This window comes from Umezawaea sp. Da 62-37, from assembly GCF_032460545.1.
GTDB lineage: Bacteria > Actinomycetota > Actinomycetes > Mycobacteriales > Pseudonocardiaceae > Umezawaea.
On the sequence record NZ_CP135965.1, the window covers coordinates 4,420,711 to 4,444,744 of the forward strand.

The 24,034-nt window shown below is 71.3% G+C and carries 16 protein-coding genes; 9 read left to right on the forward strand and 7 right to left on the reverse strand.

From position 1 onward, the window contains the following. Window positions 1–109: 109 nt before the first annotated feature. The gene (locus RM788_RS19835) at window positions 110–1,216 is read right to left on the reverse strand and encodes a serine hydrolase domain-containing protein (protein ID WP_315933197.1); all 1,107 of its coding nucleotides are present in this window, start codon (window positions 1,214–1,216) and stop codon (window positions 110–112) included. Between the two features lie 288 nt (window positions 1,217–1,504). On the opposite strand from RM788_RS19835, the gene RM788_RS19840 reads away from it, so the two are divergent. Both RM788_RS19840 and RM788_RS19845 read left to right on the forward strand, forming a co-directional pair. Further along, the gene (locus RM788_RS19840; RefSeq protein WP_315933199.1) at window positions 1,505–3,136 is read left to right on the forward strand and encodes a glycosyl hydrolase family 18 protein; all 1,632 of its coding nucleotides are present in this window, start codon (window positions 1,505–1,507) and stop codon (window positions 3,134–3,136) included. A gap of 133 nt (window positions 3,137–3,269) precedes the next feature. Beyond that, on the forward strand, window positions 3,270–4,598 hold the full coding sequence (locus tag RM788_RS19845) for a zinc metalloprotease (protein ID WP_315933200.1): 1,329 nt from the start codon (window positions 3,270–3,272) through the stop codon (window positions 4,596–4,598). 340 nt (window positions 4,599–4,938) lie between these two features. Here the strand turns inward: RM788_RS19845 and RM788_RS19850 are convergent, their stop codons facing one another. After that, on the reverse strand, window positions 4,939–6,699 hold the full coding sequence (locus RM788_RS19850; RefSeq protein ID WP_315933201.1) for a M14 family zinc carboxypeptidase: 1,761 nt from the start codon (window positions 6,697–6,699) through the stop codon (window positions 4,939–4,941). A gap of 150 nt (window positions 6,700–6,849) precedes the next feature. On the opposite strand from RM788_RS19850, the gene RM788_RS19855 reads away from it, so the two are divergent. Next, window positions 6,850–7,092 carry a DUF2630 family protein gene (locus tag RM788_RS19855; protein ID WP_315933203.1) on the forward strand — a complete coding sequence of 81 codons (243 nt, stop codon included), beginning with the start codon at window positions 6,850–6,852 and terminating at the stop codon, window positions 7,090–7,092. A 319-nt stretch (window positions 7,093–7,411) separates the two neighbouring features. Here RM788_RS19855 and RM788_RS19860 read toward each other — a convergent pair whose 3' ends face one another. Next, a complete protein-coding gene (locus RM788_RS19860; protein ID WP_315933205.1) occupies window positions 7,412–8,020 on the reverse strand; it encodes a DUF3558 domain-containing protein in 609 nt (202 codons plus the stop codon). 78 nt (window positions 8,021–8,098) lie between these two features. Continuing rightward, entirely contained in the window at window positions 8,099–10,303 is a 2,205-nt protein-coding gene (locus RM788_RS19865) for an SF1B family DNA helicase RecD2 (protein ID WP_315933207.1), read from the reverse strand. 104 nt (window positions 10,304–10,407) lie between these two features. On the opposite strand from RM788_RS19865, the gene RM788_RS19870 reads away from it, so the two are divergent. The 5 genes from RM788_RS19870 to RM788_RS19890 all read left to right on the forward strand — a co-directional run bounded on the left by RM788_RS19870 (window position 10,408) and on the right by RM788_RS19890 (window position 19,298). Beyond that, on the forward strand, window positions 10,408–11,073 hold the full coding sequence (locus tag RM788_RS19870) for a response regulator (RefSeq protein ID WP_399345040.1): 666 nt from the start codon (window positions 10,408–10,410) through the stop codon (window positions 11,071–11,073). 23 nt (window positions 11,074–11,096) lie between these two features. Further along, window positions 11,097–12,125 (forward strand): HAMP domain-containing sensor histidine kinase, encoded by a 1,029-nt coding sequence (locus RM788_RS19875; RefSeq protein ID WP_315934685.1) that lies wholly within the window; start codon window positions 11,097–11,099, stop codon window positions 12,123–12,125. 36 nt (window positions 12,126–12,161) lie between these two features. Next, window positions 12,162–13,913, forward strand: coding sequence for a DUF4153 domain-containing protein (locus RM788_RS19880; RefSeq protein ID WP_315933209.1), 1,752 nt, complete (start codon window positions 12,162–12,164; stop codon window positions 13,911–13,913). A 253-nt stretch (window positions 13,914–14,166) separates the two neighbouring features. Continuing rightward, the gene (locus RM788_RS19885; RefSeq protein ID WP_399344115.1) at window positions 14,167–18,030 is read left to right on the forward strand and encodes a Pls/PosA family non-ribosomal peptide synthetase; all 3,864 of its coding nucleotides are present in this window, start codon (window positions 14,167–14,169) and stop codon (window positions 18,028–18,030) included. Then, window positions 18,021–19,298 (forward strand): M1 family metallopeptidase, encoded by a 1,278-nt coding sequence (locus tag RM788_RS19890; RefSeq protein WP_315933210.1) that lies wholly within the window; start codon window positions 18,021–18,023, stop codon window positions 19,296–19,298. Before RM788_RS19885 ends, RM788_RS19890 begins: the two co-directional genes overlap by 10 nt. Window positions 19,299–19,355: 57 nt before the next feature. On the opposite strand, the gene RM788_RS19895 is transcribed toward RM788_RS19890, so the two are convergent. The 3 genes from RM788_RS19895 to RM788_RS19905 all read right to left on the reverse strand — a co-directional run bounded on the left by RM788_RS19895 (window position 19,356) and on the right by RM788_RS19905 (window position 23,028). Continuing rightward, window positions 19,356–20,543 carry a serine hydrolase domain-containing protein gene (locus RM788_RS19895; RefSeq protein ID WP_315933211.1) on the reverse strand — a complete coding sequence of 396 codons (1,188 nt, stop codon included), beginning with the start codon at window positions 20,541–20,543 and terminating at the stop codon, window positions 19,356–19,358. Window positions 20,544–20,689: 146 nt separating this feature from the next. Continuing rightward, window positions 20,690–22,309, reverse strand: coding sequence for an SDR family oxidoreductase (locus tag RM788_RS19900; protein WP_315933212.1), 1,620 nt, complete (start codon window positions 22,307–22,309; stop codon window positions 20,690–20,692). 359 nt (window positions 22,310–22,668) lie between these two features. Next, window positions 22,669–23,028 carry a VOC family protein gene (locus RM788_RS19905; protein ID WP_315933213.1) on the reverse strand — a complete coding sequence of 120 codons (360 nt, stop codon included), beginning with the start codon at window positions 23,026–23,028 and terminating at the stop codon, window positions 22,669–22,671. Between the two features lie 103 nt (window positions 23,029–23,131). Between RM788_RS19905 and RM788_RS19910 the strand changes: the two genes are divergently transcribed. Continuing rightward, entirely contained in the window at window positions 23,132–23,938 is an 807-nt protein-coding gene (locus RM788_RS19910) for a helix-turn-helix transcriptional regulator (RefSeq protein ID WP_315933214.1), read from the forward strand. Window positions 23,939–24,034 lie beyond the last annotated feature (96 nt).

Below are 24,034 nucleotides of genomic sequence, written 5' to 3' on the forward strand. Positions count from 1 at the left end.
CCGAACGGCCGCACCGCGACCACGGTCGGTCATCCACCGTTCGGCGGATCAGGTCCGCGGAGGCCCCGCGGGACCTCCAACCGGGGGTCTCCGCGGGGCCGACTGCCACTCAGTCGCAGAAAACCTCGTCGATCAGCTCCTGCACTCCTCCGGTCGGGCCATCGGCGGGCGCAGAGGTGAACGACGCTTCGAGCCGGACGCGGCCGTCCTCGCTGGCGAGCATGAGGCTGCTGTAGCCGGGGATGCCGCCGCCGTGGCCGATGACCTCGGCGCCGCAGGCCAGCTCCTGCCACTCCAGCCCGAGGCCGTAACCGGGGGACACGTCGGTGAGCCCGGTCATCTCGGCGAACTGGGCGGGCTTGAGCAGCTTCCCCTCGGCGACCGCGGCGACGAACCGGTCGAGGTCGGCCGTCGTGGAGATCATCTCCCCCGCCGAGTGGGCGACCGACGGGTTGATCCGGGTGATGTCGACGACCCGGTCGCCGATCCGGACGTAGCCGTTGGCGTGCGGGCCTGGCACGTCGACACGGTCACCCGGCACCGTCGTGTCGCGCATCCGCAGCGGTCCCAGGATCCGCTGCTCGACGGCCCGCGCGTACGGCTTCCCGGTGATCTTCTCGACGAGCAGCCCCGCGACGACGTAGTTGGTGTTCGAGTAGTCCCAGTCGGTGCCGGGCGCGAAGTCGAGCGGCTTCGCGGTCGAGAGGGCGACCAGTTCGGCGGGCTCCCAGTGCTTGTAGCGGATGGCCTCGAAGCCTTCGGGGTCGAGAGGCAGCTCCCCGGTGTAGCTGCGCAGCCCGCTGGTGTGCTGGAGCAGCATCCGGACGGTGATCCGGTCACCGTCGGGCAGCAGACCCGGCAGGTGGCGCGACACGGGCGCGTCCAGGTCGATCCGGCCCTCGCCGACGAGCTGGAGCACCACCACGGAGACGAACACCTTCGTGATGCTGCCGACGCGGAACCGCCCGTCGGTCGGCACCGGCCGGCCCCCTCCCCACTCCGCCACCCCGGAGCGGGCCGTGAAGGTCTGCCGCCCGTCGGTGATCCGCACCTGGGCCCCGGCCGCGGCGCCGGCGGTCAGCTCGTCGATCGCCCGCTGGACCACTACCCGGTCGACACGTCCACCCGCCGCGGCGGTCGCGGTGCCCCCCGCGGCCAGACCGACCAGTCCGACGACGGCCCCCAGCGCACCGACGCGCTTGATCATCGCGTTCATCAGCTTCCTCCCCTGAATCCGTTGACACCACGGAGTCTTCGGGATGCGAGCAGTCCTCACGACCCACCACGGGCCGACCCGAACGTCGACTTTCGGCTCTGTCCAAACCCCCGAAACCCCCACGAACCGCCCCTGGGGTGCGACCCCGCCGCAAACGTTTTCAGATAACGAAATCGATTCACCCACTAGGCCGTTCGAGTGACACAACTGGTCTAGACCTTGACCACACAGTGGTCTGGACCACAAGTTGCACAGAACCCTGTTTCCCCTGCCGTGACAAGGAGCCCGATGACCAAGATCCGATGGCATCTCACAGCGTTGTTCGTGGCGGTCGCCACGATGGTCGTGGGCCTGACCGTGGTGCCCGCGGCCAGCGGTGCGGGCGGGGTGTCGGCGACCTTCACGAAGGGCTCCGACTGGGGCACCGGCTACGAGGGCAAGTACACCATCAAGAACGGCGCGGCCTCGACGCTCGCGACCTGGACGGTGGAGTTCGACCTGCCCGCGAACCACCGGATCAGCTCGCTGTGGGACGGCACGCAGACCACCAGCGGTCAGCACGTGACCGTGAAGAACTCGTGGAACGGCAACGTCGCCGCGGGCGGCACGGTGAGCTTCGGCTTCAACGTGACCTACTCCGGCACGTTCTCCGGCCCGACCGGCTGCAAGCTCAACGGCGCCTCCTGCGACGCCGGCGGTGGCACGACCACCACCACGACGACCACGACCACCACCACGACGACGACCACGACGACGACCGGTCCGACGACGACCACCACGACGGGGACGCCCCCGCCCGGTGGCAAGAAGAACCTCGGCTACTTCGTGCAGTGGGGCGTCTACGGCCGCAACTACCACGTCAAGAACATCGAGACGAGCGGCTCCGCGGCGAAGCTGACGCACATCAACTACGCGTTCGGCAACGTCAAGAACGGCCAGTGCTCGGCCACCGACGACACCTACGCCGACTACGACCGGTTCTACGACGCGGCCAGCAGCGTCGACGGCGTGGCGGACTCCTGGGACACCGGCGCCCTGCGCGGCAGCTTCAACCAGCTGCGCAAGCTGAAGAAGCTGCACCCCGGCCTCAAGGTCATCTGGTCCTTCGGCGGCTGGACCTGGTCCGGCGGCTTCGGCCAGGCCGCGCAGAACCCGGCCGCGTTCGCCGAGTCCTGCTACAAGCTCATCGAGGACCCGCGCTGGGCCGACGTGTTCGACGGCATCGACATCGACTGGGAGTACCCGAACGCCTGCGGTCTCTCCTGCGACACCAGCGGCGCGGCGGCGTACAAGAACCTGATGGGCGCCCTGCGCTCGCGCTTCGGCACGGGCAACCTGGTCACCTCGGCCATCACGGCCGACGGCACCAACGGCGGCAAGCTCGACCTCGCCGACTACGCGGGTGCCGCGCAGTACGTCGACTGGTACAACGTCATGACCTACGACTACTTCGGCGGCTTCGCCCCGCAGGGCCCGACGGCCCCGCACTCGCCGCTGACCTCGTACACCGGCATCCCGACGCCGGGCTTCTACTCCGACGCCGCCATCCAGAAGCTCAAGAGCAAGGGCGTGCCCTCCTCGAAGCTGCTGCTCGGCATCGGCTTCTACGGCCGCGGCTGGACCGGCGTCACGCAGGACGCCCCCGGCGGCACGGCGACCGGCCCGGCGCCGGCGTCGGTCGAGGCCGGCATCGAGGACTACAAGATCCTCAAGACCTCCTGCCCCGCCACCGGCCAGGTCGCGGGCACGGCGTACGCCAAGTGCGGCAACAACTGGTGGAGCTACGACACCCCCGCCACCATCGGCGGCAAGATGACGTACTCCAAGAACCAGGGCCTCGGCGGCGCGTTCTTCTGGGAGCTCTCGGGAGACACCACCAACGGCGAGCTGATCACCGCCATCAAGAACGGTCTCGGCTGATCACCGGCTGAACCACCCGCGTCGAGGGGCCCGTGGCAGTCGCCACGGGCCCTTCGTGCGTCCGAATGGCCCAATGCTCCCGATCTTCGTACGCTGATCCCCCAGCTCATCCGGTTCGGTTCAGGGGGCGCGTGTGACTTCGACGGCTCGCAGCACGGTGGTCTTGGCCGCTCTCGGCATCGCGGTCCTCGCGTCCGGTCCCGTGCACGCCCGATCGGACGACGCCCGGCCGCTGGCCGACGTGCTGTCGACGTCCGGGATGGACCTGTCGTCGCTGGCCGAGCGCAACGGCGTGACCGGTGACCAACTCCGGCTGATGGCGCTGGGCGGGCACTACGAGGTCGACCGGATGGACGGCATCCGGTCCGTCGAACCGCTGGTCGCGGCCACCGACTCCACGTCGGAGACCCCCGTGCCCGACGGGGTCGACGTGTTCGCGCTGCACAGCAGGCCGGAGTCGTCGCGGACCCTCTACCTGGACTTCGACGGCCACACCGCGCAGGGCACCCGGTGGCGCGGCGGCGCGCGCGTCGTCGCCCCGCCCTACGACGCCGACGGCCACCCCTCCACGTTCGGCGCCGCCGAGCGCGGCGCCATCCGCGACGCGTTCCTCGCCGTCGCGGAGAACTTCCGGCCGTTCGACGTCGACGTCACCACGCAGGCGCCGGACGAGGACCGGATCACCCGGTCCGGGATCGGCGACGCGGAGTTCGGCACGCGGGTCGTGATCACGCCGGTCGACGTGACCGGGTGCGACTGCGGCGGCCAGTCCTACGTGGGCGAGTTCGACAACCACGTCGACCACGCGGTCCACCAGCCGTCCTGGGTGTACACCGGGGCGGGGTCCACGGACGGGAAGCTGCTCGCGGAGGTCGTGTCGCACGAGGCCGGGCACACGCTGGGTCTGCTGCACGACGGTCAGGGCGGTGGGGCTGAGTACTACTACGGGCACCAGAACTGGGCGCCGACGATGGGGGCCGCGCAGTACCAGCCGGTGACGCAGTGGAGCAGGGGCGAGTACCGGAATCCCAGCAACCGGCAGGACGACATGGCGGTGATGGCTCGGGAGGGGGTGCCGTTGTTGGCGGACGACTTCGTCGGGGTGGGGGAGGTTGAGGGGGTTGTTCGGGGGGTGATTTCGAGTGATTCGGATGTGGATGAGTTCTTGGTGCGGCATGGGGGTGGGGAGTTGGTGGTGACGGTGGTGCCTGCGCCGTTCAGTCCGAATCTTGATGTGCGGTTGACGGTGGTCGGGGAGGGTGGGGTGGTGATCGGGAGTGTGGATCCGCCGTTGGTGAGGAGGTCGGCGGTGGTGGCCGGGGGGATGGATGCGCGGTTCAGCGGGGAGGTCGGGGAGGGGGAGTACGTGGTGAGGGTGGAGGGGGTTGGGTTCGGGGATGTCGGGGTGAACGGGTATTCGGGGTACGGGAGTGTTGGGGAGTACACGCTTTCGGTGGGGTAGTTGGGGGTTGGGTTTCAGGCGGCTGCACCCGGTTGTTGTGGGTGGAGGTGCCTTCACCCGGTCGCCGAGTGTTCTAGACCCGCCATGTCTTGTCAAGACGATGAAGCTATCTTGACAAGACATGGCGGGCCCAGAGCGGCTTCGTATCGGGTGCAGGGGTAGGTCTGGCTGCGCCAGCATTCGGCTCCGCCGAACTCGGGCACCTCGCTGCGCGTCGGCAAGGGGCGGGCGCTCCGCGCCGGATGCGAGGGGGCGGCTGCGCCGATGGGAATCCTGGGTTTCGCTTGGCAGGGACCGGGAAGCGGCCACCCGAGGGTTGGGTTCGGGTGGCCGCTTGGCGCTAGATGGTGAGGCTCCAGGTGTCGATGTTGCCGATGTCCTGGGAGGCGACGTCCTGGACCTTGAGCTTCCAGTCGCCGTTGCGGAGTTCGGTCGACAGGTTGGTCGTGTAGGTCGTGTCGATGTTGTCGCCGGAGTCGTTGCCGGAGGACTTGAGGCGGTAGGAGGAGCCGTCCGGGGCGACCAGGTCGAGGACCAGGTCGCCGCGGTAGGTGTGCTTGATGTGGACTTCCACCTGGGAGGTGGTGGAGGCGTTGCCGGTGCAGTCGGTGATGGTGATGGTGCTGGTGACCGCGGCGCCGTTGTCGGGGATGGAGACGTCGGCGTCGTTCGTCCGCTTGTCGCAGCCGGTGGGGGGCGGGGTGGTGGTGGCGTAGGGGCTTGCTGCTTTTCCCGCGGCGTAGGTGAGCATCGGCTTGACCTTGGGCCAGAAGGTGCCCGCCTGGCAGGAGTAGGTGGGGAAGAAGCCGCTGCAGGAGCTGCTGCTCGGGCCGATTTCCCAGACGAAGCTGGCGACGCCGAGGTCGTCGTAGACCCAGTCGTCGGTGGCGCCCGCCGCGTTGTAGAGGACCTCGCCGGGTTGGCCGGAGGTCCAGCCGGAGCCCGCGATGGCCTGGAGGTCGGTGCCCATCTTGCGCAGCGGGGTGTCGTTGCCGGACTTCTGGGTGGAGTCGTAGCCCCACGGGAAGAGGATCAGGTTGGCGTAGCTGTGCATGCTGACGACGACGCCGGTGGTGTCGGCGGGAGCCGCGTCGGAGGGGGCGGTGCCGCGCTTGTCCTTGTAGAGGTTGCGCCACAAGGCTTGCAGGGCCTGGGTTTCGACCTCGGAGTTGGCGCTCGGCCCCTTGTAGGTCTGGTCGCACGGGGAGCTGGAGGTGCCCTGGCCGCCCCAGTGGGAGCTGGTGTTGCGGTTCAGGTCGATGCCCAGCTGGCTGCTGGAGGTGCCGCCGCAGTTGGAACCGTTGGTGCCGTTGGCGTTCTTGCGCTGGTAGATCGGCGAGTTGCCGCCCTGCTGCACGATGTTGATGCCGTCCGGGTTGGCCTGCGGGACGACCCAGACCTCCGTGGAGTCGAGCAGCGCGGTGACGCCCGCGTCGGTGCCGTAGCTCGACGTGAGGTGGTCGATCCAGCGCCAGGCGACGTCACCGGTGGTGAGTTCGCGGGCGTGCAGCTGGCCCATGACGAAGAAGCGCGGCTTGGGCGCGTTCGGGTCGAGCGCGCAGTCGCCGTCGTTCAGCTTGGTGATGCAGATGGCGCGCAGGTCGTAACCGCCGGCGCCCTGGGTCTTCTTCCACAAGTCGCCGTAGTCGACGAGCGCGGTGAGACCGGGGAACTGGGCCGCGACGGCGTCGAGGTGCGAGTAGTGGGCGTTGACCGTGTGGTAGCCGCCGTAGAAGGTCTCGTTGATGTCGGCCGCGTCCACCTGGGACTTCCCGGCGGGCGGGGTCCACTGCGGCGGGGCCAGGACCTGGTCGACGACGGCGGTGAAACCGGCTTCCTGGAGGCGGGCGCCCTCGTCCTTGCCGCCGAGCACGAAGAGGCTGTCGCCGTCGCGCTGCTCCAGCACGTCGAACCCGCCGCCGAGCAGGTTCCGCGACTGCTCGCCGAGCGGCGCGTGCACCTTGTAGACGTAGGTCGGACCGGGCTGCGCCGCGGCCACGTCGGGCAGGGGGCCCGCGGTGCCGGGGGCACCGCTCGTGATCACCGCGCCCGCGGCCGCCAGCGCGACGGCGAAGGACACCACCGAACGTTTTCTCGACAACACGTTGATCCTTTCGCAGGGTTGAGCTGGAGGATGGGGCACGGAACCGGCCGCGCACACCCGCCGACCGGCCATACATGGGCGTTATGGACCAAGAGGTGGAGCCCGTCGAGTGGCGTGCACCCCCGTGGTGGGGGTAGTCCTGGAGCCATGACCGATGAAGAAGTCATCTCCCGGATCAACCAACTGGTCGCCGAAGAGCACGAGCTGGAGAACTCGAAGATCGGCGAGGGCCTCTCGGCCGACGAGGCGACGCGCCTGCGCGCGATCGAGGTCGGCCTCGACCAGGCGTGGGACCTGCTCCGCCAACGCCGTGCGCGCCGCGCCGCGGGCATGGACCCCGACGCCGCCGAGACCCGCGACGTGGGCGTCGTGGAGGGCTACCGCCAGTAGGGGCACCACGTCGGCTCGCCCGTGCCGGGACGGCTGCGTTCGTCCAGGTGGGCATGGGCGAGCGGACGTGGCCGCGGGAGCGGGCACCGCCACGTGGCGGACGAGGTGGGAAAAACCTGTCGGGTGAGGACAGCCGGGTCGGCGGCGACTCGACGTGGTGCGGTCGCGAGCACCGGAAGTGGTTGCCCGCTGCCACTTGCCGCACGGCCCCCCACGCCGTGACGGCACGCGATCCGCTGCCTGAAAAGGGTTTCCGCGGTGGGGTGGCGGCTGCCGAGAAGTGCCCCAGAGGTCAGCCGCCGTCCACCACCGCCGGAAGTCAGCCCCCGGAGCGGATGCTGGTCAGGGCCAGGTCAGCGGCTTCCCTGGCCACGACGCACGGCTCGAAGGCGCGCTCGGCGGGCTTCGGGGTGGTGCGCATCTGGATGGTCGTGGTGAGGATCTGGTCGTCGGTGATGCCGACCACCAGGGTGCAGGCGCCCTTCATGCGGTCGTCCTTCGGCGCGTTGAGGAGCGTGGGGTAGTCCTGGATGGGCGCCTGGAGTTCGAAGAGCTGGAAGGTGCTCTTGAGCTCGTAGACGCGGTCGAGGCCGCCGTTGCCGTTGCCCTTGGTGAACGTGAAGCCGACCCGCTGCCCGCTGTTGCCGGGGGTGTCGTCCCAGTCGCACATCGGGCCCGTGTCGCCTCCGCCCGCGACGCCCTCGACGCCCGGCATGCCGAGGGTCTTGAGCTGCGCTTCGGTGAGGAGGGTGCAGGGCTTCTTGGCGGTGTTCGCGAAGGCCATCGGAGCCGCCACCCGAGGTGCGCCGTGCTGGGTGGTGTCGCCGAGGCCGTCGGCCGCCGCGGCGGGCGTGGACGGGGAGTCACCGCAGCCCGCGGTGGCGAAAGCCAGTGTCGTCAAAGCGGTGAGGAGGAGCAGGGTGCGCACTGGAGTCCTTACGGCTGGAGGTTCTGCCGGGGAGCAGTGTGCCCACAAGAGCGGTCGTCGATCCACAAAAACTTCGGATCAACTCGAATGGACGGTCTCCGGTCGCAGCCGGTGATCGAGTGCGGTGTGTCGTCTACCTGCGCCGACGGTTCGAACGGCCTGGCCGATGGCCTTCCGGGATCCGACGAGGACCACGAGCTTCTTGGCCCTGGTGATTGCGGTGTAAAGCAGATTGCGCTGCAGCATCATCCACGCGCTCGTGGTGAGCGGGATGACGACGCACGGGTATTCACTGCCCTGTGAACGGTGGATGGTCATCGCGTAGGCGTGGGTCAGCTCGTCCAGCTCGCCGAACTCGTAGTCGACGTCCTCGTCCTCGTCGGTGTGGACGGTGAGCTTCTGCTCGACGAGGTCCAGTCCGGTCACGACGCCGAGGGTGCCGTTGAAGACACCGTTGACACCCTTGTCGTAGTTGTTGCGGATCTGCGTGACCTTGTCGCCGACCCGGAACACCCGGCCGCCGAACCTGCGTTCCGGCAGCCCTTCGCGAGCGGGCGTCAGCGCCTCCTGCAACACCGTGTTCAACGCGCCCGCGCCCGCCGGACCGCGGTGCATCGGCGCGAGCACCTGGATGTCGCGGCGGGCGTTCAGGCCGAACTTCGCCGGGATGCGGCGCGCGACCACGTCCACGGTCATCGCCGCCGCCTCCTCAGCCTCCTCCACGGGGAACAGGAAGAAGTCCGGCAGCCCCTGCACCAGGGGGTACTCGCCGGAGTTCACCCGGTGCGCGTTGGTGACCACGCCGGACTGCTGGGCCTGCCGGAAGATGTGCGTCAGCCGGACGTTCGGGATCGGGCTGCCCTGCGACAGCACGTCGCGCAGCACCTCCCCCGCGCCGACGGACGGCAACTGGTCCACGTCGCCGACCAGCAGCAGGTGGGCGCCGGGCGCGACGGCCTTGACGAGCTTGTTGGCCAGCAACAGGTCCAGCATGGACGCCTCGTCGACGACCACCAGGTCCGCGTCCAGTGGACGGTCCCGGTCGAACGCCGCGTCGCCGCCGGGCCTGAGCTCCAGCAGCCGGTGCACGGTGCGGGCCTCGTGGCCGGTCAGCTCGGTCAGCCGCTTGGCGGCCCTGCCGGTCGGCGCGGCCAGCACGACCTTCGCGCCCTTCGCCGCCGCCAGCCGCACGATCGACCGGACGGTGAAGCTCTTGCCGCAGCCCGGTCCGCCGGTCAGCACGGCGACCTTGCGGGTCAGCGCGAGCTTCACGGCCTCCTCCTGCTTCTCCTCCAGCGACGCGCCGAGCCACTCGAACGCGCGCGTCCAGTCCACCGACCCGAACGCGGGCATCCGCTCGTCGGACGTGTTCAGCAGCCGCTGCAACTGGCCCGCCACCGAGATCTCCGCGCGGTGGAAGGGAACCAGGTAGATCGCCGCCACGTCCTCGCCGTCCAGCGGCAGGACCTCGCGGACCACGCCCTCCTCGTCGACCAGCTCGGCGAGGCAGTCGATCACCAGCCCGGCGTCCACCTGGAGGATCTTGATGGCCTCGCCGATCAGCGACTGCTCCGGCAGGAAGCAGTTGCCGTTGCCGGTCGCCTCGGACAGCGTGAACTGGAGGCCCGCCTTGATCCGCTGCGGGCTGTCGTGCGGGATCCCGACGGCCTTCGCGATCACGTCGGCGGTGCGGAACCCGATGCCCCACACGTCGGAGGCGAGCCGGTAGGGCTCCTGGCGGACCACGTCGATCGACTTGTCCGTGTACTGCTTGTAGATCCGCACGGCGAGCGAGGTCGAGACGCCGACGCCCTGGAGGAAGATCATGACCTCCTTGATCGCCTTCTGCTCCTCCCACGCCTCGGCGATCAGCTTCGTGCGCTTGGGCCCGAGCTTCGGCACCTCGATCAGCCGCTCGGGCGTCCGCTCGATGACGTCCAGCGCGTCGACGCCGAAGTGGGTGACGATCTTGTCCGCGAGCACCGGCCCGATGCCCTTGATCAACCCGGAACCGAGGTAGCGGCGGATGCCCTGGATCGTGGCGGGCAGCACGGTCGTGTAGTCGTCCACGAAGAACTGCTTGCCGTACTGCGGGTGCGACCCCCACCGGCCGCGCATCCGGATCGACTCGCCGGGCTGCGCGCCGAGCAGCGCGCCGACGACGGTCAGCAGGTCTCCCCCGCCGCGCCCGGTGTCGACCTTCGCGACCGTGTAGCCGGTCTCCTCGTTGGCGAAGGTGATCCGCTCCAGCACGGCCTCCAGGACCGATTCCCCACCCGCCATGCGGACCAGCGTAGGCGCACACCTGCACACGACCTCCACAAGTCGTCCCCGACCTCTCCACCTCGACCCCATACAGTCGCCGCATGACTGGCGGACAACGACGGGTGCTGGTGGTCGAGGACGAGCTGACCATCGCCGAGTCGGTCGCGGCGCGGCTGCGGGCCGAGGGCTTCCTGGTCGAACTGGCCCACGACGGCCCCTCCGGTGTGGCCGCCGCACGGGCGAACGAGCCCGACCTGGTCGTGCTGGACGTCATGCTGCCCGGCTTCGACGGCCTGGAGGTGTGCCGCCGGATCCAGGCGCACCGGCCGGTGCCGGTGCTGATGCTGACCGCGCGCGGCGACGAGACCGACCTGCTGGTCGGCCTGGCCGTCGGCGCGGACGACTACCTGACGAAGCCGTTCTCCATCCGCGAGCTGGCCGCGCGGGTGCACGCGCTGCTGCGCCGGGTCGAGCGGGCGTCCTCGCCAGGGGCCGGGGAGCGCATCGAACTGGCCGACCTGGAGATCGACCTGGCGGAACGGCGGGTGCACCGCGCGGGCGTGGAGGCGCACCTGACGCCCATCGAGTACGAGCTGCTGGTGCACCTCGCGGAACGCCCGCGCGCCGTGCAGCCGAGGGAAAGGCTGCTCAGCGAGGTGTGGGGATGGCACGACGGCACCGGGGCGCGCACGGTCGACAGCCACGTCAAAGCGTTGCGCCGCAAGCTGGGCGCGGACCTGATCCGCACCGTGCACGGGGTCGGGTACGCGCTGGAGGTGCCCAGGTGACGGTGTTCCGCACGATCATCGCGATGCTGGTCGAGGAACTCCCCCGGCCGCTGGACCCGGTGCGGTCGTTCAAGCTCAAGCTCGGCATCCTGCTGCTGGCCCCCACCACGGCCGGGTGGGCGTTCTTCTGGTCGCAGATCGGCTGGCTGCCGTTCCGGAGCACGATCGGGTCGCTGCTGATCGTGCTGTTCACCTCCCAGGTGCTGGGGCACGGCATGACCCGGCCGCTGCGCGAGATGACGGCCTCGGCGCGGGCGATGCGGGCCGGTGACTACTCGCAGCGGGTCAGGGCCACCGCGAAGGACGAGGTGGGCGAGCTGGCGGGCGCGTTCAACCGGATGGCGGCCGACCTGGCCGCCGCCGACCGGCAGCGCCGCGAGCTGATCGCCAACGTGTCGCACGAGCTCCGCACGCCCATCACCGCGTTGCGGGCGGTGCTGGAGAACGTGGTCGACGGGGTGGCGCCCGCCGACGGCCCGACCATGCGGACCGCGCTGGCCCAGACCGAACGCCTTGGCCGCCTGGTCGCCGAACTGCTCGACCTGTCCAAAGTGGACGCCGGGGTGCTCGCGCTCGACCGCCGGGAGTTCGCGGTCGCCCCGCTGCTCGCCGACGTGGTCGCGGAGGCGGAGGTCGCCGCCCGCGCGGGCAAGCGCGGGGTGCGCTTCACCGTGGACGTGAGCCCGCCCGGCGCCACCGCCGTCGCCGACCGCGAACGGGTGCACCAGGTCGTGGTCAACCTGCTGGACAACGCCGTCCGGCACGGTCCGGCGAACGGCCGGGTGGACGTGCGCGCCCGGTCCGGCGCCGACGGCCTCGTGGTCGAGGTCGTGGACGAGGGCCCCGGCATCGCCCGTGAAGACCGCGAACGCGTCTTCGAGCGCTTCACCCGAGGGGAACGGGCCGGTGGCGGCGGCACCGGCCTCGGCCTCAACATCGCCCGCTGGGTCGTGGACCTGCACGGCGGCTCGATCGCCGTCGTCGACGGCCCCGGCTGCCGCATCCGCGTCACCCTGCCCGCTGAACCTCCCCGTCCGCCGGACGTCCTGTAACTGACCGTGCCTGCTCCCCGAACCCGGAGTGACCCCGTGAACGACAAGCCCGCCGCCGGTGCGCCCCGAAAACTCGGCCTGCGCCGGATCGACGCCGTTCCCACCACCGCGATGCCCGTCCGGCCCGCGGCCACCAGGGCCAAGCCCGCGACCGGGACAACCGGAACCGGGAAACCCGAGGTGGGGAGACCCGTCACCGAGGATCCCGCGGTCGGGGAACCCGTCGACGGGATACCCGCCGCCGCACCGTCCGCCGCCGCCGCACCCCCGGCGGGACGGTCGGTCGCGGTGACACCGCATCCGGCCGCGCAGGTGTCGTCGACGCAGCCGTGGGCGCCGGCGCTCCACCGGGACCCCAGCCCGCTGTGGCCCGCGCCGAAGGCACCCGCCTCCCCGCGGGTGCTGGTCGCGGGCGCCGTCGCCGGGGTCGCGGCGGCGGCGATGCTGCCCGTGGACGTGCCCGGCGTCGGCTGGGTGCTCACCGGGGCCGTCGCGGGGGTCGGGGTGTTCGCCGCGACGGGGCGGCGTTCGGCGGAGGGTTTCGCGTGGGCGGTGGCGGCGCTGCTGCTCGTGGGCGTCTCCACCTTCCTCACGGCCGACTGGCTGTTCTCCCTGTGCCTGCTGGCGGCGTGCGCGGCGGGGTCGCTCGCGGTCACCGACGGGCGGACGCTGCGGGGCGTGGTGCTGGGCGGGGTCGCCGTCGGGATCGCGGCGTTCCCGTCGATCAAGTGGGCGGCGCGCGGGATCAAGGAGGTCCGTCCGGCGGGTCAGGTCAAGACGCTGGGCCGGACGGCCCTGATCAGCGCGGGCCTGCTGCTGGTGTTCGTGCCGCTGCTGGCGGGCGCGGACGCGGCGTTCGCCGGGCTGCTGGGCGACCTGGTCCCGGAGTTCGACATCACCTCGCCGTTCCGGTGGGGGTTCCTGTTCGTCTTGGTCGGGCTCGGCACGATCGGCGCCTGCTACGTGCAGGCCACGACGCTGCCGCTGGACGTCGAGCCCGGTGAGCGGCGCACGGTGGCGCGCCGGGAGTGGGCGGTCCCGATCGGGCTGCTGGTCGCGGTGTTCGCCGTCTTCGTCGGCGTGCAGCTCGCGAGCCTGTTCGGCGGCGACGACTACGTGCAGCGCACGGCCGAGCTGACCTACGCCGAGTACGCCCGCAGCGGGTTCTGGCAGCTGCTCGTGGTCACCGCGCTCACGCTCGTGGTGATCGCGGTGGCGACCCGGTTCGCGGCGACCGAGACGGACTCCGACCGGCTGTGGCTGCGGATCCTGCTCGGCGGGCTCGCCGGACTGACCCTGGTGATCGTGGCGTCCGCGCTGAGCCGCATGTGGGCCTACCAGCAGGCGTACGGGTTCACCGCGCTGCGGCTGCTGGTCTTCGCCTGCGAGGTGTGGCTGGCCGCGGTGTACGTGATGGTCATCGGCGCCGGCGTGAAGCTGCGCGCGGCCTGGCTGCCGCGGTCGATGGTGGCGACCGGGATCGCGACGCTGCTGGTGCTGTCCGCGCTGAACCCCGACCGGTTCATCGCCGAGCACAACGTCGAGCGCTTCCGGGCCACCGGCAAGATCGACCTGCCGTACCTGGCCACGCTGTCCGTCGACGCCGTACCCGCGTTCGACCCGTTGGGTCCCGCCGTGCGCGACTGCCTGCTCGCGGAGATGAAGTCGCAGCTCGAGGACACCGGGGAGTGGTACGCCTGGAACCTCAGCCGGGAGCGGGCGCGCCCGCTGCTCGACGCGGTCGGGTGGGACCGGTCGTGCGATCTCGGGTACACCACGACCAGGTGACGCCTTGACCGTTCCAGATGGTAGGACCAGGTCACTCGTTCGGGCCATCGTGGGCGTCAGCGATCTGTGACTACAGCCACTGGCGGTATAGGTAGAGGGACAGCACGCGTTTCCCAGAGGTAAAGTCGCAGGTCGAAGGGCTGGCACTGCGGCCGCCCCAGAGCTGCCTGGCCGGGAATCCACCGGGTGCGGAGCAGCTCCCCCACCCATCCCGGAGGATCGAAGTGCGCTCGTGCTCGGCTGGTCTGGTCCTGTGACCCTCGTTCAGGCCGCGTCCCACGGGGGACTGCTCCCCGTCCGCCCGCCCGCCCTGTTCGACGTGGCCCCGGCCGCGCCAGAGCGGACGCTGGTCGACGTGCTCGCCGAGACGGCGCGCACGCATCCGCAAGCGTTTGCCCTGGACGACGGCACCACCGCGCTGACCTACCGCGGCTTGCTGGCCGCCGTGGACGAGCTGCGCCAGAAGCTCGCCGCGGACGGCATCGGCCTCGGCGACCGGGTTGGCGTGCGGGTGCCGTCGGGGACGGTCGACCTGTACGTGTCGATCCTCGCGGTGCTGGCCGCGGGCGCGGCGTACGTGCCGGTCGACGCGGAGGACCCGGACGAGCGCGCGGACGTCGTGTTCACCGAGGCGGACGCGTGCGCGGTGCTGGGCGCGGACCGCGAACTGGCGCTGCGCGGCACGCCGCTGGGCCTGGTCGGCGAGCCCGACCCCACCGACGACGCGTGGGTCATCTTCACGTCCGGGTCGACCGGCAAGCCCAAGGGCGTCGCCGTGACGCACCGCGCGGCGGCCGCGTTCGTGGACGCCGAGGCGCGGCTGTTCCTGGCCGACGACCCGATCGGCCCGGACGACCGGGTGCTGGCCGGGCTGTCGGTCGCGTTCGACGCCTCGTGCGAGGAGATGTGGCTCGCGTGGCGGCACGGCGCCTGCCTGGTGCCCGCGCCGCGCTCGCTGGTGCGCACCGGCATGGACCTGGGTCCGTGGCTGGTCGAGCAGGAGATCACGGTGGTGTCCACGGTGCCGACGCTGGCCGCGCTGTGGCCGACCGAGGCGCTGGACGACGTGCGGCTGCTGATCTTCGGCGGCGAGGCGTGCCCGCCCGAGCTGGCCGAGCGGCTGGCCGTCGAGGGGCGCGAGGTGTGGAACACCTACGGCCCGACCGAGGCGACCGTGGTGGCCTGCGCGGCCCGGCTGACCGGGGTCGGCCCGGTGCGGATCGGGCTGCCGCTGGACGGCTGGGAGCTGGCCGTCGTGGACGAGCGCGGCGAGGTCGTGCCGATGGGCGGGACCGGCCAGCTGGTCATCGGCGGCGTCGGCCTCGCCCGCTACCTGGACCCGGCGAAGGACGCCGAGAAGTACGCGCCGCTGCCCGCGCTGGGCTGGGACCGCGCCTACCGCAGCGGCGACCTGGTCCGCGCCGAGCCCGAGGGCCTGCTGTTCCTCGGGCGCGCGGACGAGCAGGTCAAGCTGGGCGGCCGCCGGATCGAGCTGGGCGAGGTGGACGCGGCGCTCCAGGCGCTGCCGGGCGTCGCAGGCGCCGCCGCGGCCGTGCGCACGAACAAGGCGGGCACGCAGCTGCTCGTCGGCTACGTCGTCTCCGACGACTTCGACCAGGCCGACGCCGTGGAACGCCTGCGGGCCGCGCTGCCCGCCGCGCTGGTGCCGCTGCTGGCCGTCGTGGACACGCTGCCGACCAAGACGTCGGGCAAGGTCGACCGCAACGCCCTCCCGTGGCCGCTGCCCTCCCTGGAGCCCGTCGGGCCCGCCGTGGAGCTGCACGGCACCCAGGCGTGGCTCGCGGAGCTGTGGGGGCTGCTGCTGGGCTCCCCCGCGACCAGCCCGTCGGACGACTTCTTCGCCAGCGGTGGTGGCAGCCTCGCGGGCGCGCAGCTCGTGTCGCTGGTCCGCGCCCGCTTCCCCAGCTGCTCGGTCAGCGACGTCTACGCCCACCCGAAGCTCGGCGCGCTGGCCGCGAGGCTGGACGAGTACGCCGCCGAGACCGCGTCGGTGCGCGAGGTCGCGCCGACACCCCGCTCGACCCAGCTGCTCCAGTCGCTGCTGATGGTCCCGCTGTTCACCCTCGTCGGCCTGCGCTGGACGGTCGCGCTGGCCGCGATCAACAACGTGCTGGCGCTGGTCGGCGCGTACACGTGGGCGCCGACGATCTCGTGGGCGTGGGTCGCGGTCGGCTGGGCGCTGGTGATCAGCCCGCCCGGACGCCTCGCCATCGCCGCGGGCGGCGCCCGGCTGCTGCTGCGGAACGTGCGGCCCGGCAGCTACCCGCGCGGCGGCGGCGTGCACGTGCGGCTGTGGGCGGCCGAGCGGCTCGCGGAGCTGAGCGGTGCCACGAACCTCGCGGGCTCCTGGGTCACGCACTACGCGCGCGCCCTCGGCGCGAAGATCGCGCCCGGCGTCGACCTGCACTCGCTGCCGCCCGTCACGGGCATGCTGAAGCTGGGGCGCAACAGCGCGATCGAGCCCGAGGTGGACCTCTCCGGCCACTGGCTGGACGGCGACGTGCTGCACGTCGGCAAGATCCGGGTCGGCGCGGGCGCCACGGTCGGCGCGCGCAGCACCCTGTTCCCCGGTGCCCGGATCGGCAAGCGCGCCGAGATCGCCCCAGGCTCCGGCGTGGTCGGCTCGGTGCCGACCGGCCAGCGCTGGTCCGGCGTGCCCGCGATGAAGGACGGCAAGTCCGTCCACCGCTGGCCGAAGGCCCGGCCGCCGCGTTCGCGCCGCTGGTCGCTGGCCTACGGCGTGACGTCGTTCGGGCTGAGCGCGTTGTCCGCCGTGACGGCGCTGCCCGCCCTGCTGCTGGTCGGCTACGTCCTGCGCGGCACCACGGGTCCCGCCGACGCGCTGGGCACGGCGCTGCTGGCCGTGCCGGTGGCGACACTGGCCTGGATGGCGTCGTACGCGCTCGTCGTGCTGGTGTCGGTGCGGCTGCTGAGCATCGGCCTGCGCGAGGGCTACCACCCGGTGCACGGGCGGATCGCCTGGCGGGCGTGGACCACCGAACGCCTGATGAACATGGCCCGCACGAGCCTGTTCCCGTTGTACGCCAGCCTGTTCACGCCGGTCTGGCTGCGGGCGCTGGGCATGAAGGTCGGCCGCCACGTCGAGGCGTCGACGGTCGTGGCGCTGCCGAAGATGACCACGGTCGGCGACGGCGCGTTCCTGGCCGACGACACCATGGTCGCCTCCTACGAACTCGGCGGCGGCTGGCTGCGGATCGCCGCGGCCCGCATCGGCAAGCGCGCGTTCCTGGGCAACTCCGGCATGACCGCGCCCGGCCGTTCGGTGCCGAACCGCGGCCTGGTGGGCGTGCTGTCGTCCACGCCGAAGCGCGCGAAGGCGGGCAGCTCGTACCTGGGCATGCCGCCGATCAAGCTGCCGCGCACGGTCGAGACCGGCGACCAGAGCCGCACGTTCGACCCGCCGCGGCGGCTCGTGGTCGCGCGGGCGCTGGTCGAGCTGTGCCGGATCGTGCCGGTGATGGCGTCGGTCGCGCTGGCCGTGCTGGCGCTGGCGGGCTTCGAGTTCCTGGCCGGGTACGGCTTCTGGGCCGCCGCGCTCGGCGGCGGTGTGCTGCTGCTCACCTCGGGTGTGGTGGCGTGCGCGGTGGCCGTGGCGGCGAAGTGGGCGCTGGTCGGGAAGTTCCGCGCGCGGGAGTACCCGCTGTGGAGCGCTTTCGTCTGGCGCAACGAGCTGGCGGACACGTTCGTCGAGGTCCTGGCCGTGCCGTGGCTCGTGGGCTCGGTCGCCGGAACGCCGCTGATGAACCTCTGGCAGCGCTCGATGGGCGCCCGGATCGGCCGCGGCGTGTGGTGCGAGACCTACTGGCTGCCCGAAGCCGACCTGGTCCGTTTGGACCAAGGGGCAACGGTGAACCGGGGGTGCGTGGTGCAGACGCACCTGTTCCATGATCGGATCTTGCGCATGGACCAGGTGACGCTCAACGCGGGCGCGACGCTCGGGCCGCACGGGATCGTGCTGCCGGGCTCGACGATCGGCTCGCACACGACGGTGGGCCCCGCGTCGTTGGTGATGCGCGGCGAGGACGTGCCGCCGGGCACCCGCTGGCTCGGAAACCCGATTTCGGCATGGCGCTGAAGGACTCCTACCTCCCAGCGCACGGGAACACGGGATACCGGGTAGCGCACTACGACCTCGACCTCGACTACAAGCCCATCGCCGCCCGGTTGTCCGGACGGGCGAGGCTGACCGTCGTCGCGGGCGAGGCGTTGACGGGCCTCGTGCTGGACCTCGGCACGTTCAAGGTCGACCGGGTGCTGGTCGAGGGCAGGCCGGTCCGCTTCACCCACGGCGGCGGCAAGCTGCGGGTGCGGGCGGCCAGGCCCATCGCGGCGGGCACGCGGTTCACCGTGGAGGTGCGCTACGTCGGCACGCCGCGGCCGATCCGCACGCGGGCGTGGGGCGACCTCGGCTGGGACCAGCTGGCGGACGGCGCGATCGTGGCCAGCCAGCCGATCGGCGCGCCGTCGTGGTTCCCGTGCAACGACACCGTGCGGGAGAAGGCCACCTACCGGATCGCCGTCACCGCGCCGTCGCCCTACACGGTGGTGGCCAACGGGGTCCTCGTCGACGGCAAGGTCGGCGGCAGCACCACGACGTGGGTGTACGAGCAGGACGTGCCGATGGCGACGTACCTCGCGACCGTCCAGATCGGGCAGTACGAGGAGCTGGAGCTGACCGACGGCCAGCCCGCCGCCGTGCCCTCCAGGCTGGTCGCGAAGTTCGCCCACGACTTCGGCCGCCAGCCCGCGATGGTCGAGCTGTTCGAGCGGCTGTTCGGGCCCTACCCGTTCGGCCAGTACGCGGTCGTGGTCACCGACGACGACCTGGAGGTGCCGATCGAGGCGCAGGGCGTCTCGGTGTTCGGCGCCAACCACGTCGACGGCAAGCGCGGCTTCGAACGGCTGGTGGCGCACGAGTTGGCGCACCAGTGGTTCGGCAACAGCGTCGGACTGGCCGACTGGCGCGACATCTGGCTCAACGAGGGCTTCGCCGCGTACTCCGAGTGGCTGTGGTCGGAGGAGTCCGGCGGCCCCTCGGCGTCCGCGCTCGCGACCAGGACCAGGGTCGCGCTGCTGCGGCAGGGGCAGAACATCCGGATCGGCGACCCCGGCGTGAACGACATGTTCGACGACCGCGTGTACAAGCGCGGCGCGTTGACGCTGCACACCCTGCGGACCGTGCTGGGCGACGCGGCGTTCTTCTCGGCGCTGCGCGAGTGGACGCACACCTACCGGCACCGCACCGCCACCACGGACCAGTTCATCGCCGTCGTCCAGCGGCACACCGCCCGCCCGCTGGCGGCGTTCTTCCAGTCCTGGCTGTACACCGGGAAACTGCCCTAGCCCGGCTTCGCGAACGCGCGCGGCGGCCCGGCTCGACAGCCGGGCCGCTTCCGCGGGTCAGGAGCAGAGGACCTCGTCCACCAGCCGACCGGCGCGCTGGTACACCGGCACCGGGTTCCCCGACTGGGTGGTGAGGGACAGCACGACGACCCGTTCGCCGTCGGGGCTGACCCCGTTGACGGTGCTCGATCCGGGGGTGTCACCGGGATGGGCCCAGTACACGCCGCAGCTGTCGTCGACCCGCACGATCCCCAGGCCGTACCGCGCGCCGGGGAGCACGGCCGCGATGTCCGGCGCGGCGACGGTCCGCCGCATCTGGGCCATCTGGGCGGGCGCGAGCAGCTGACCGCCCTGCAACGCCTGCCAGAAGCGCGCCAGGTCGGTCGGTGTGCTCACCAGCGCGCCCGCCGCGTCGGCGACCGTCGGGTTGAACTCGCTCGTGTCCACCAGGGGACCGTCGGGGACGAACCGGTTGTACCCCGCGGCGTGCGGGCTGCGGACCGTCGGGTCGTCGCCCGGCGCGTAGGTCTGGCGGAGGTTCAGCGGCACCAGGATCCGGGCGCGGACCTCGTCGGCCCAGGAACGCCCGGTGACCGCCTCGATGATCATCCCGGCCAGCGCGTAGTTGGTGTTGGAGTAGCTCCACGACGTGCCGGGCGCGAACAGCGGCGGGTGCCCCATCGCCAGCGCCACCAGGTCTTCCGCCTCGTAGTGGTCGTAGCGGTGCGCGCGGAATTCCTCCGCGGACCGCACCGCCGCGACGTCGTCGAGGTACTCGGCGATGCCGCTGGTGTGCTGGAGCAGTTGCCGCACGGTGGTCCTGCCGCCGTCGTTGCCGTTGCCGGACACCACTCCCGGCAGCCAGCGGTCCACCGCGTCCTCCAGCGACAACCGCTTCTCCCCGACCAGCTGCAACAGGATCACCGCCACGAACGTCTTGGTGTTGCTCCCCATCCGGAAGTAGGCGTTCACCGGTACCGGCGCCCCGGTGTCCACGTCCGCCACGCCGGAACGCGCCGTGGTCGTGCGGTTGCCGACCCTCGTGTAGCCCTGCACACCGGTGATGCCCAGTCGGTGCAGGTCCTCGACGGCGGCCTGGAGGCGGTCCACACCGGACGCCGGGCGATCGGCTCCGGGCTGCCCCGCGTACGCGGGCGATCCCGTGCCCGCGGTGACCAGCACCGCCAGCACGGCACCGACCAGGGTCGCCGAGGTCGCGATGCGCGCGGTCCTTGCCTTCTTCATCCCGCAAACCCTTCGTAGATCATCCGATCGATGAACCCTACGAAGGAATGCCGTTCCCGCTCGATCCCGCCGGCACCCCGAATCCGGTGAGGCCAACCGCAGCGGTCACCTGGTGCCCGCCCACCCCTACGGCTCCCGGCGGACCGCTAGACCACGCCCAGCTTCGCGAACGCGCGCAGCGCGGAGGGAGCGGCCCGGCTCAGCAGGTGGGCCGCTTTCGCCTCCACCGTCACGGGGACGACCGCCTTGCCGGTGCGGACCGCGCGGACGATCTCGTCGGCCACGCGCTCGGGACCGAAGCCGCGCAACGCGTACAGCCGGGACGCCCTGGCCTGCTTGCGCGCCTGCTCGGCGCTGTCGACGCCGGAGAACGTTGTGGTGGCGGTGATGCCGGTCTTCACGACACCGGGGCAGATCGCCGAGACGCCGATCCCGGCGGGGGCGAACTCGGCGCGCAGGCAGTCGGACAGCATGAACACGGCGGCCTTGCTGGTGGCGTAGGCGGACAGGGCCTTCGACGGCAGGTACGCGGCGGCCGACGACAGGTTCACGATGTGGCCGCCCTCGCCCCGTTCCACCATCAGCTCGCCGAACGCGCGGCAGCCGTGGACCACGCCCCAGAGGTTCACGTCGAGCACCCGCCGCCACTGCTCGGTGGAGGTGCTGAGGAACGACCCGGAGTGCCCGACGCCCGCGTTGTTCACGACCACGTCCGGGACGCCGTGGACGGCGGCGACCTCCTTCGCCCACGCGCGCACGGCCTGCTCGTCGGACACGTCGACCCGGTAGGCGCGACCGCCGACCATCCCGGCTGTCTCTTCGGCACTGGCGAAGTCCACATCGGACACCACGACTTCGGCTCCCTGCTCGGCGAACGCCAGCGCGGTGGCGCGGCCGATTCCGCTGCCGCCGCCGGTGACGACGACCAGTTCGCGCTTCGGGGACGTGTCGTGGATGAACTCGGTGACCATGCGGGCGACCGCGGCGGGGTGGGTCAGCGGTGCCCAGTGGCCGGAGGCCAGGGTGCGGCGGCGCAGCGTGGTGACCCACCGCTCCAGGTCCAGCGGGGTGGTGTCGACGTACCTGTCGTGCAGGGGTTGGACCACCTGGACCGGGATGTCGGTGCGGCGGGGCCTTGGCGCTTTGAAGCGGGGCAGGACGTTGGTGCGGTACAGGGCGATTCCGCGGATGGCGTCGTGCTTGAGGGTCGGAGCCGGGGTCTGCGTGACGCCTTCCGATTTGTGCAGGAGCTTGCCCCAGCGGCGGGCCAGGCCGAGCCGCCAGACCAGCGGGGCGAGCAGCGGGAGGTGGAAGGCGAGGATGTACCAGGACTTCAGGAGTTGCCGGAGGTGTGCGATCGAGGGGCGGCGTCGCAGCCAGAGTCCCATGTGGTCCAGGCAGGGGCCGGAGATCGAGGTGAACGACGCGATGCGCGCGCCTGGTTCCGTGACGGCTTCCCAGGATTGGATCGAGCCCCAGTCGTGAGCGACGAGGTGCACCGGGTGGTTCGGGCTGACCGCGTCTATCACGGCGAAGAGGTCTTGCTTCAGCAGGTTCAGGTGGTAGGCGTTCTGGTCGCTGGGTTTGTCGGAGGCGCCAGCGCCGCGTACGTCGTAGGTGACTACGTGGAAGTCCTTCAGCAGGGCGATCACGTCGGTCCAGACGGCGTGGGTGTCTGGGTAGCCGTGGACGAGGACGATGGTGGGGGCGGTTGGGTCGCCCTGGGTTTGGACCGCCAGGCGGATGTCGCCGGATTGGACGTTCACGGTTCCTCCAGGGCGAACTGGGTGGGGTCTTTCGCGGTTGTTGGTGCTGTGTGGCTTTGTGGAAGCTGTCTGGTGGTTGTCGTGGTGGGTCACCGGGGGCGGATCCGCCGTGCTCCGGGTGCGGCCGGCTTGACTTGGGGCCCCTTTTTTGGGCCTTGTCGGGCTAAAAGGGCAGGTGGTGGAGATGCCCGCCGACTAATTGTAGGCCCAAAAACCCCAAGTCAAGCCGGCCGCACGGCGGTCGAGCGCTGCTCGGTAGGTGGGTGGTTGGGTGGGTCTGCTCAGTGGGTGGGTGGTTGGGTGAGTGGTTCTGCTTGGTGGGTGGTGGTTGGGTGGTTCTGCTCGGTCTGTGGTGGTGGTCAGTCTTGTGGGAGTAGGCACAGCAGGTGGCCCTGTGGGTCGGCCAGCACCACCCACTGGTCGTTGCCCGGCTGGAATTCGGGTTTGGTGGCGCCGAGTGCGAGCAGTTTTGCGACGGTCTGGTCGAGGTCGGTGACGTGGAAGTCCAGGTGCGCCTGCTTGTCGGTGCCCGGCCAGTTCGGCGGCTGGTAGTCCGCTACGCGCACGAAGGCGAGTTGGACGCCGTCGCTGCCCAGGTAGGCGGAGTCCGCGTCGCTGGAGGTCACCTCCCATTCCGTGATCGCGCGGTAGAACTCGGCGAGTGGTGCGGGGTCGGAGCAGTCGAGGACGATCGTGGCGAGCCGGGTGGGTGCGGGCATGTCGGACTCCTTCTGGTTCGGTAGGCAGAAGCCTGCCCCGAGGTGGCCCGTGGGTATTGAAGATCCTTGCGGGACTGTCGGACCTCCCGAATAGCCTCCGGGAGTGCTCTCCTTCCTGGATCTCGCCACTGGTCCCGGCTTCAAGGTCGTGGACGTGGACTGCCGGGACGACCACCGCGGCTGGTCGACCGAGCGGCCGCGTGAGGACGTGCGGCTGGTGCTGGTGCGGCGCGGTGGGTTCCGCCGCCGTGCCCGCGGTGTCAGCACGGACCTCGACCGCACCGTCGGCTACCTCGGGGCGCCGGACGAGGAGGAGCACTTCGCCCATCCCGCGGGCGGCGACAGGTGCACCTCGATCATCCTGACCCCCGCGCTCTGGCGCACCCTGGCGGGCGACGCGCCGCGGCTGGCGGGCACGCCGCTGTACGTGGACGGCGGGCTCGACCTCGCCCACCGCAGGCTCCTGGCCGCCGGTCGCAGCGCGGACATCGGCTACGCCGCGGCGGACCGGGTGGTCGGCCTGATGACCGAGGCCGTCCGGCGGGTCGTGGTCACGACCACCCCGGACGCGGGCCGGACAGTCGGCGGTGACCGGACGTTGGTGGCCCGCGCCCGCGGCGTGATCGACGCCGACCACCCCGCCGCGGCCGGCCTGATCCCGCTCGCGACGCTGCTGGACGTCTCGCCGTACCGACTGAGCCGAGCCTTCACCCGTGAACTGGGGGTGTCGCTGACCCGCTACCGCAACCGGGTCCGCGTGACCCGCGCGCTGGACCGCATCGAAGCGGGCGAACCCAGCCTCGCCACCCTCGCCACCGACCTCGGCTTCGCCGACCAGGCGCACCTGTGCCGGACCGTGCGCGAGCACCTCGGACACACCCCGACTGCGCTGCGCGGGATGCTCACGTGATGAAGACGCACCGGGCACGCCGGGGGCGCGGCTTCTTCGCGATCACGGAGCACAACTCGGCCGAGACGCACGGAGTGTGAGTGCGACACGACCTGG

Bases quoted from the DNA above. Each gene is read 5' to 3' on its own strand.
- RM788_RS19875 (WP_315934685.1), top strand. From the start codon at position 11,097: ATGCTGGTCGAGGAACTCCCCCGGCCGCTGGACCCGGTGCGGTCGTTC.
- RM788_RS19895 (WP_315933211.1), bottom strand. From the start codon at position 20,543: ATGAAGAAGGCAAGGACCGCGCGCATCGCGACCTCGGCGACCCTGGTC.
- RM788_RS19890 (WP_315933210.1), top strand. From the start codon at position 18,021: ATGGCGCTGAAGGACTCCTACCTCCCAGCGCACGGGAACACGGGATAC.
- RM788_RS19865 (WP_315933207.1), bottom strand. From the start codon at position 10,303: ATGGCGGGTGGGGAATCGGTCCTGGAGGCCGTGCTGGAGCGGATCACC.
- RM788_RS19840 (WP_315933199.1), top strand. From the start codon at position 1,505: ATGACCAAGATCCGATGGCATCTCACAGCGTTGTTCGTGGCGGTCGCC.
- RM788_RS19855 (WP_315933203.1), top strand. From the start codon at position 6,850: ATGACCGATGAAGAAGTCATCTCCCGGATCAACCAACTGGTCGCCGAA.
- RM788_RS19905 (WP_315933213.1), bottom strand. From the start codon at position 23,028: ATGCCCGCACCCACCCGGCTCGCCACGATCGTCCTCGACTGCTCCGAC.
- RM788_RS19835 (WP_315933197.1), bottom strand. From the start codon at position 1,216: ATGAACGCGATGATCAAGCGCGTCGGTGCGCTGGGGGCCGTCGTCGGA.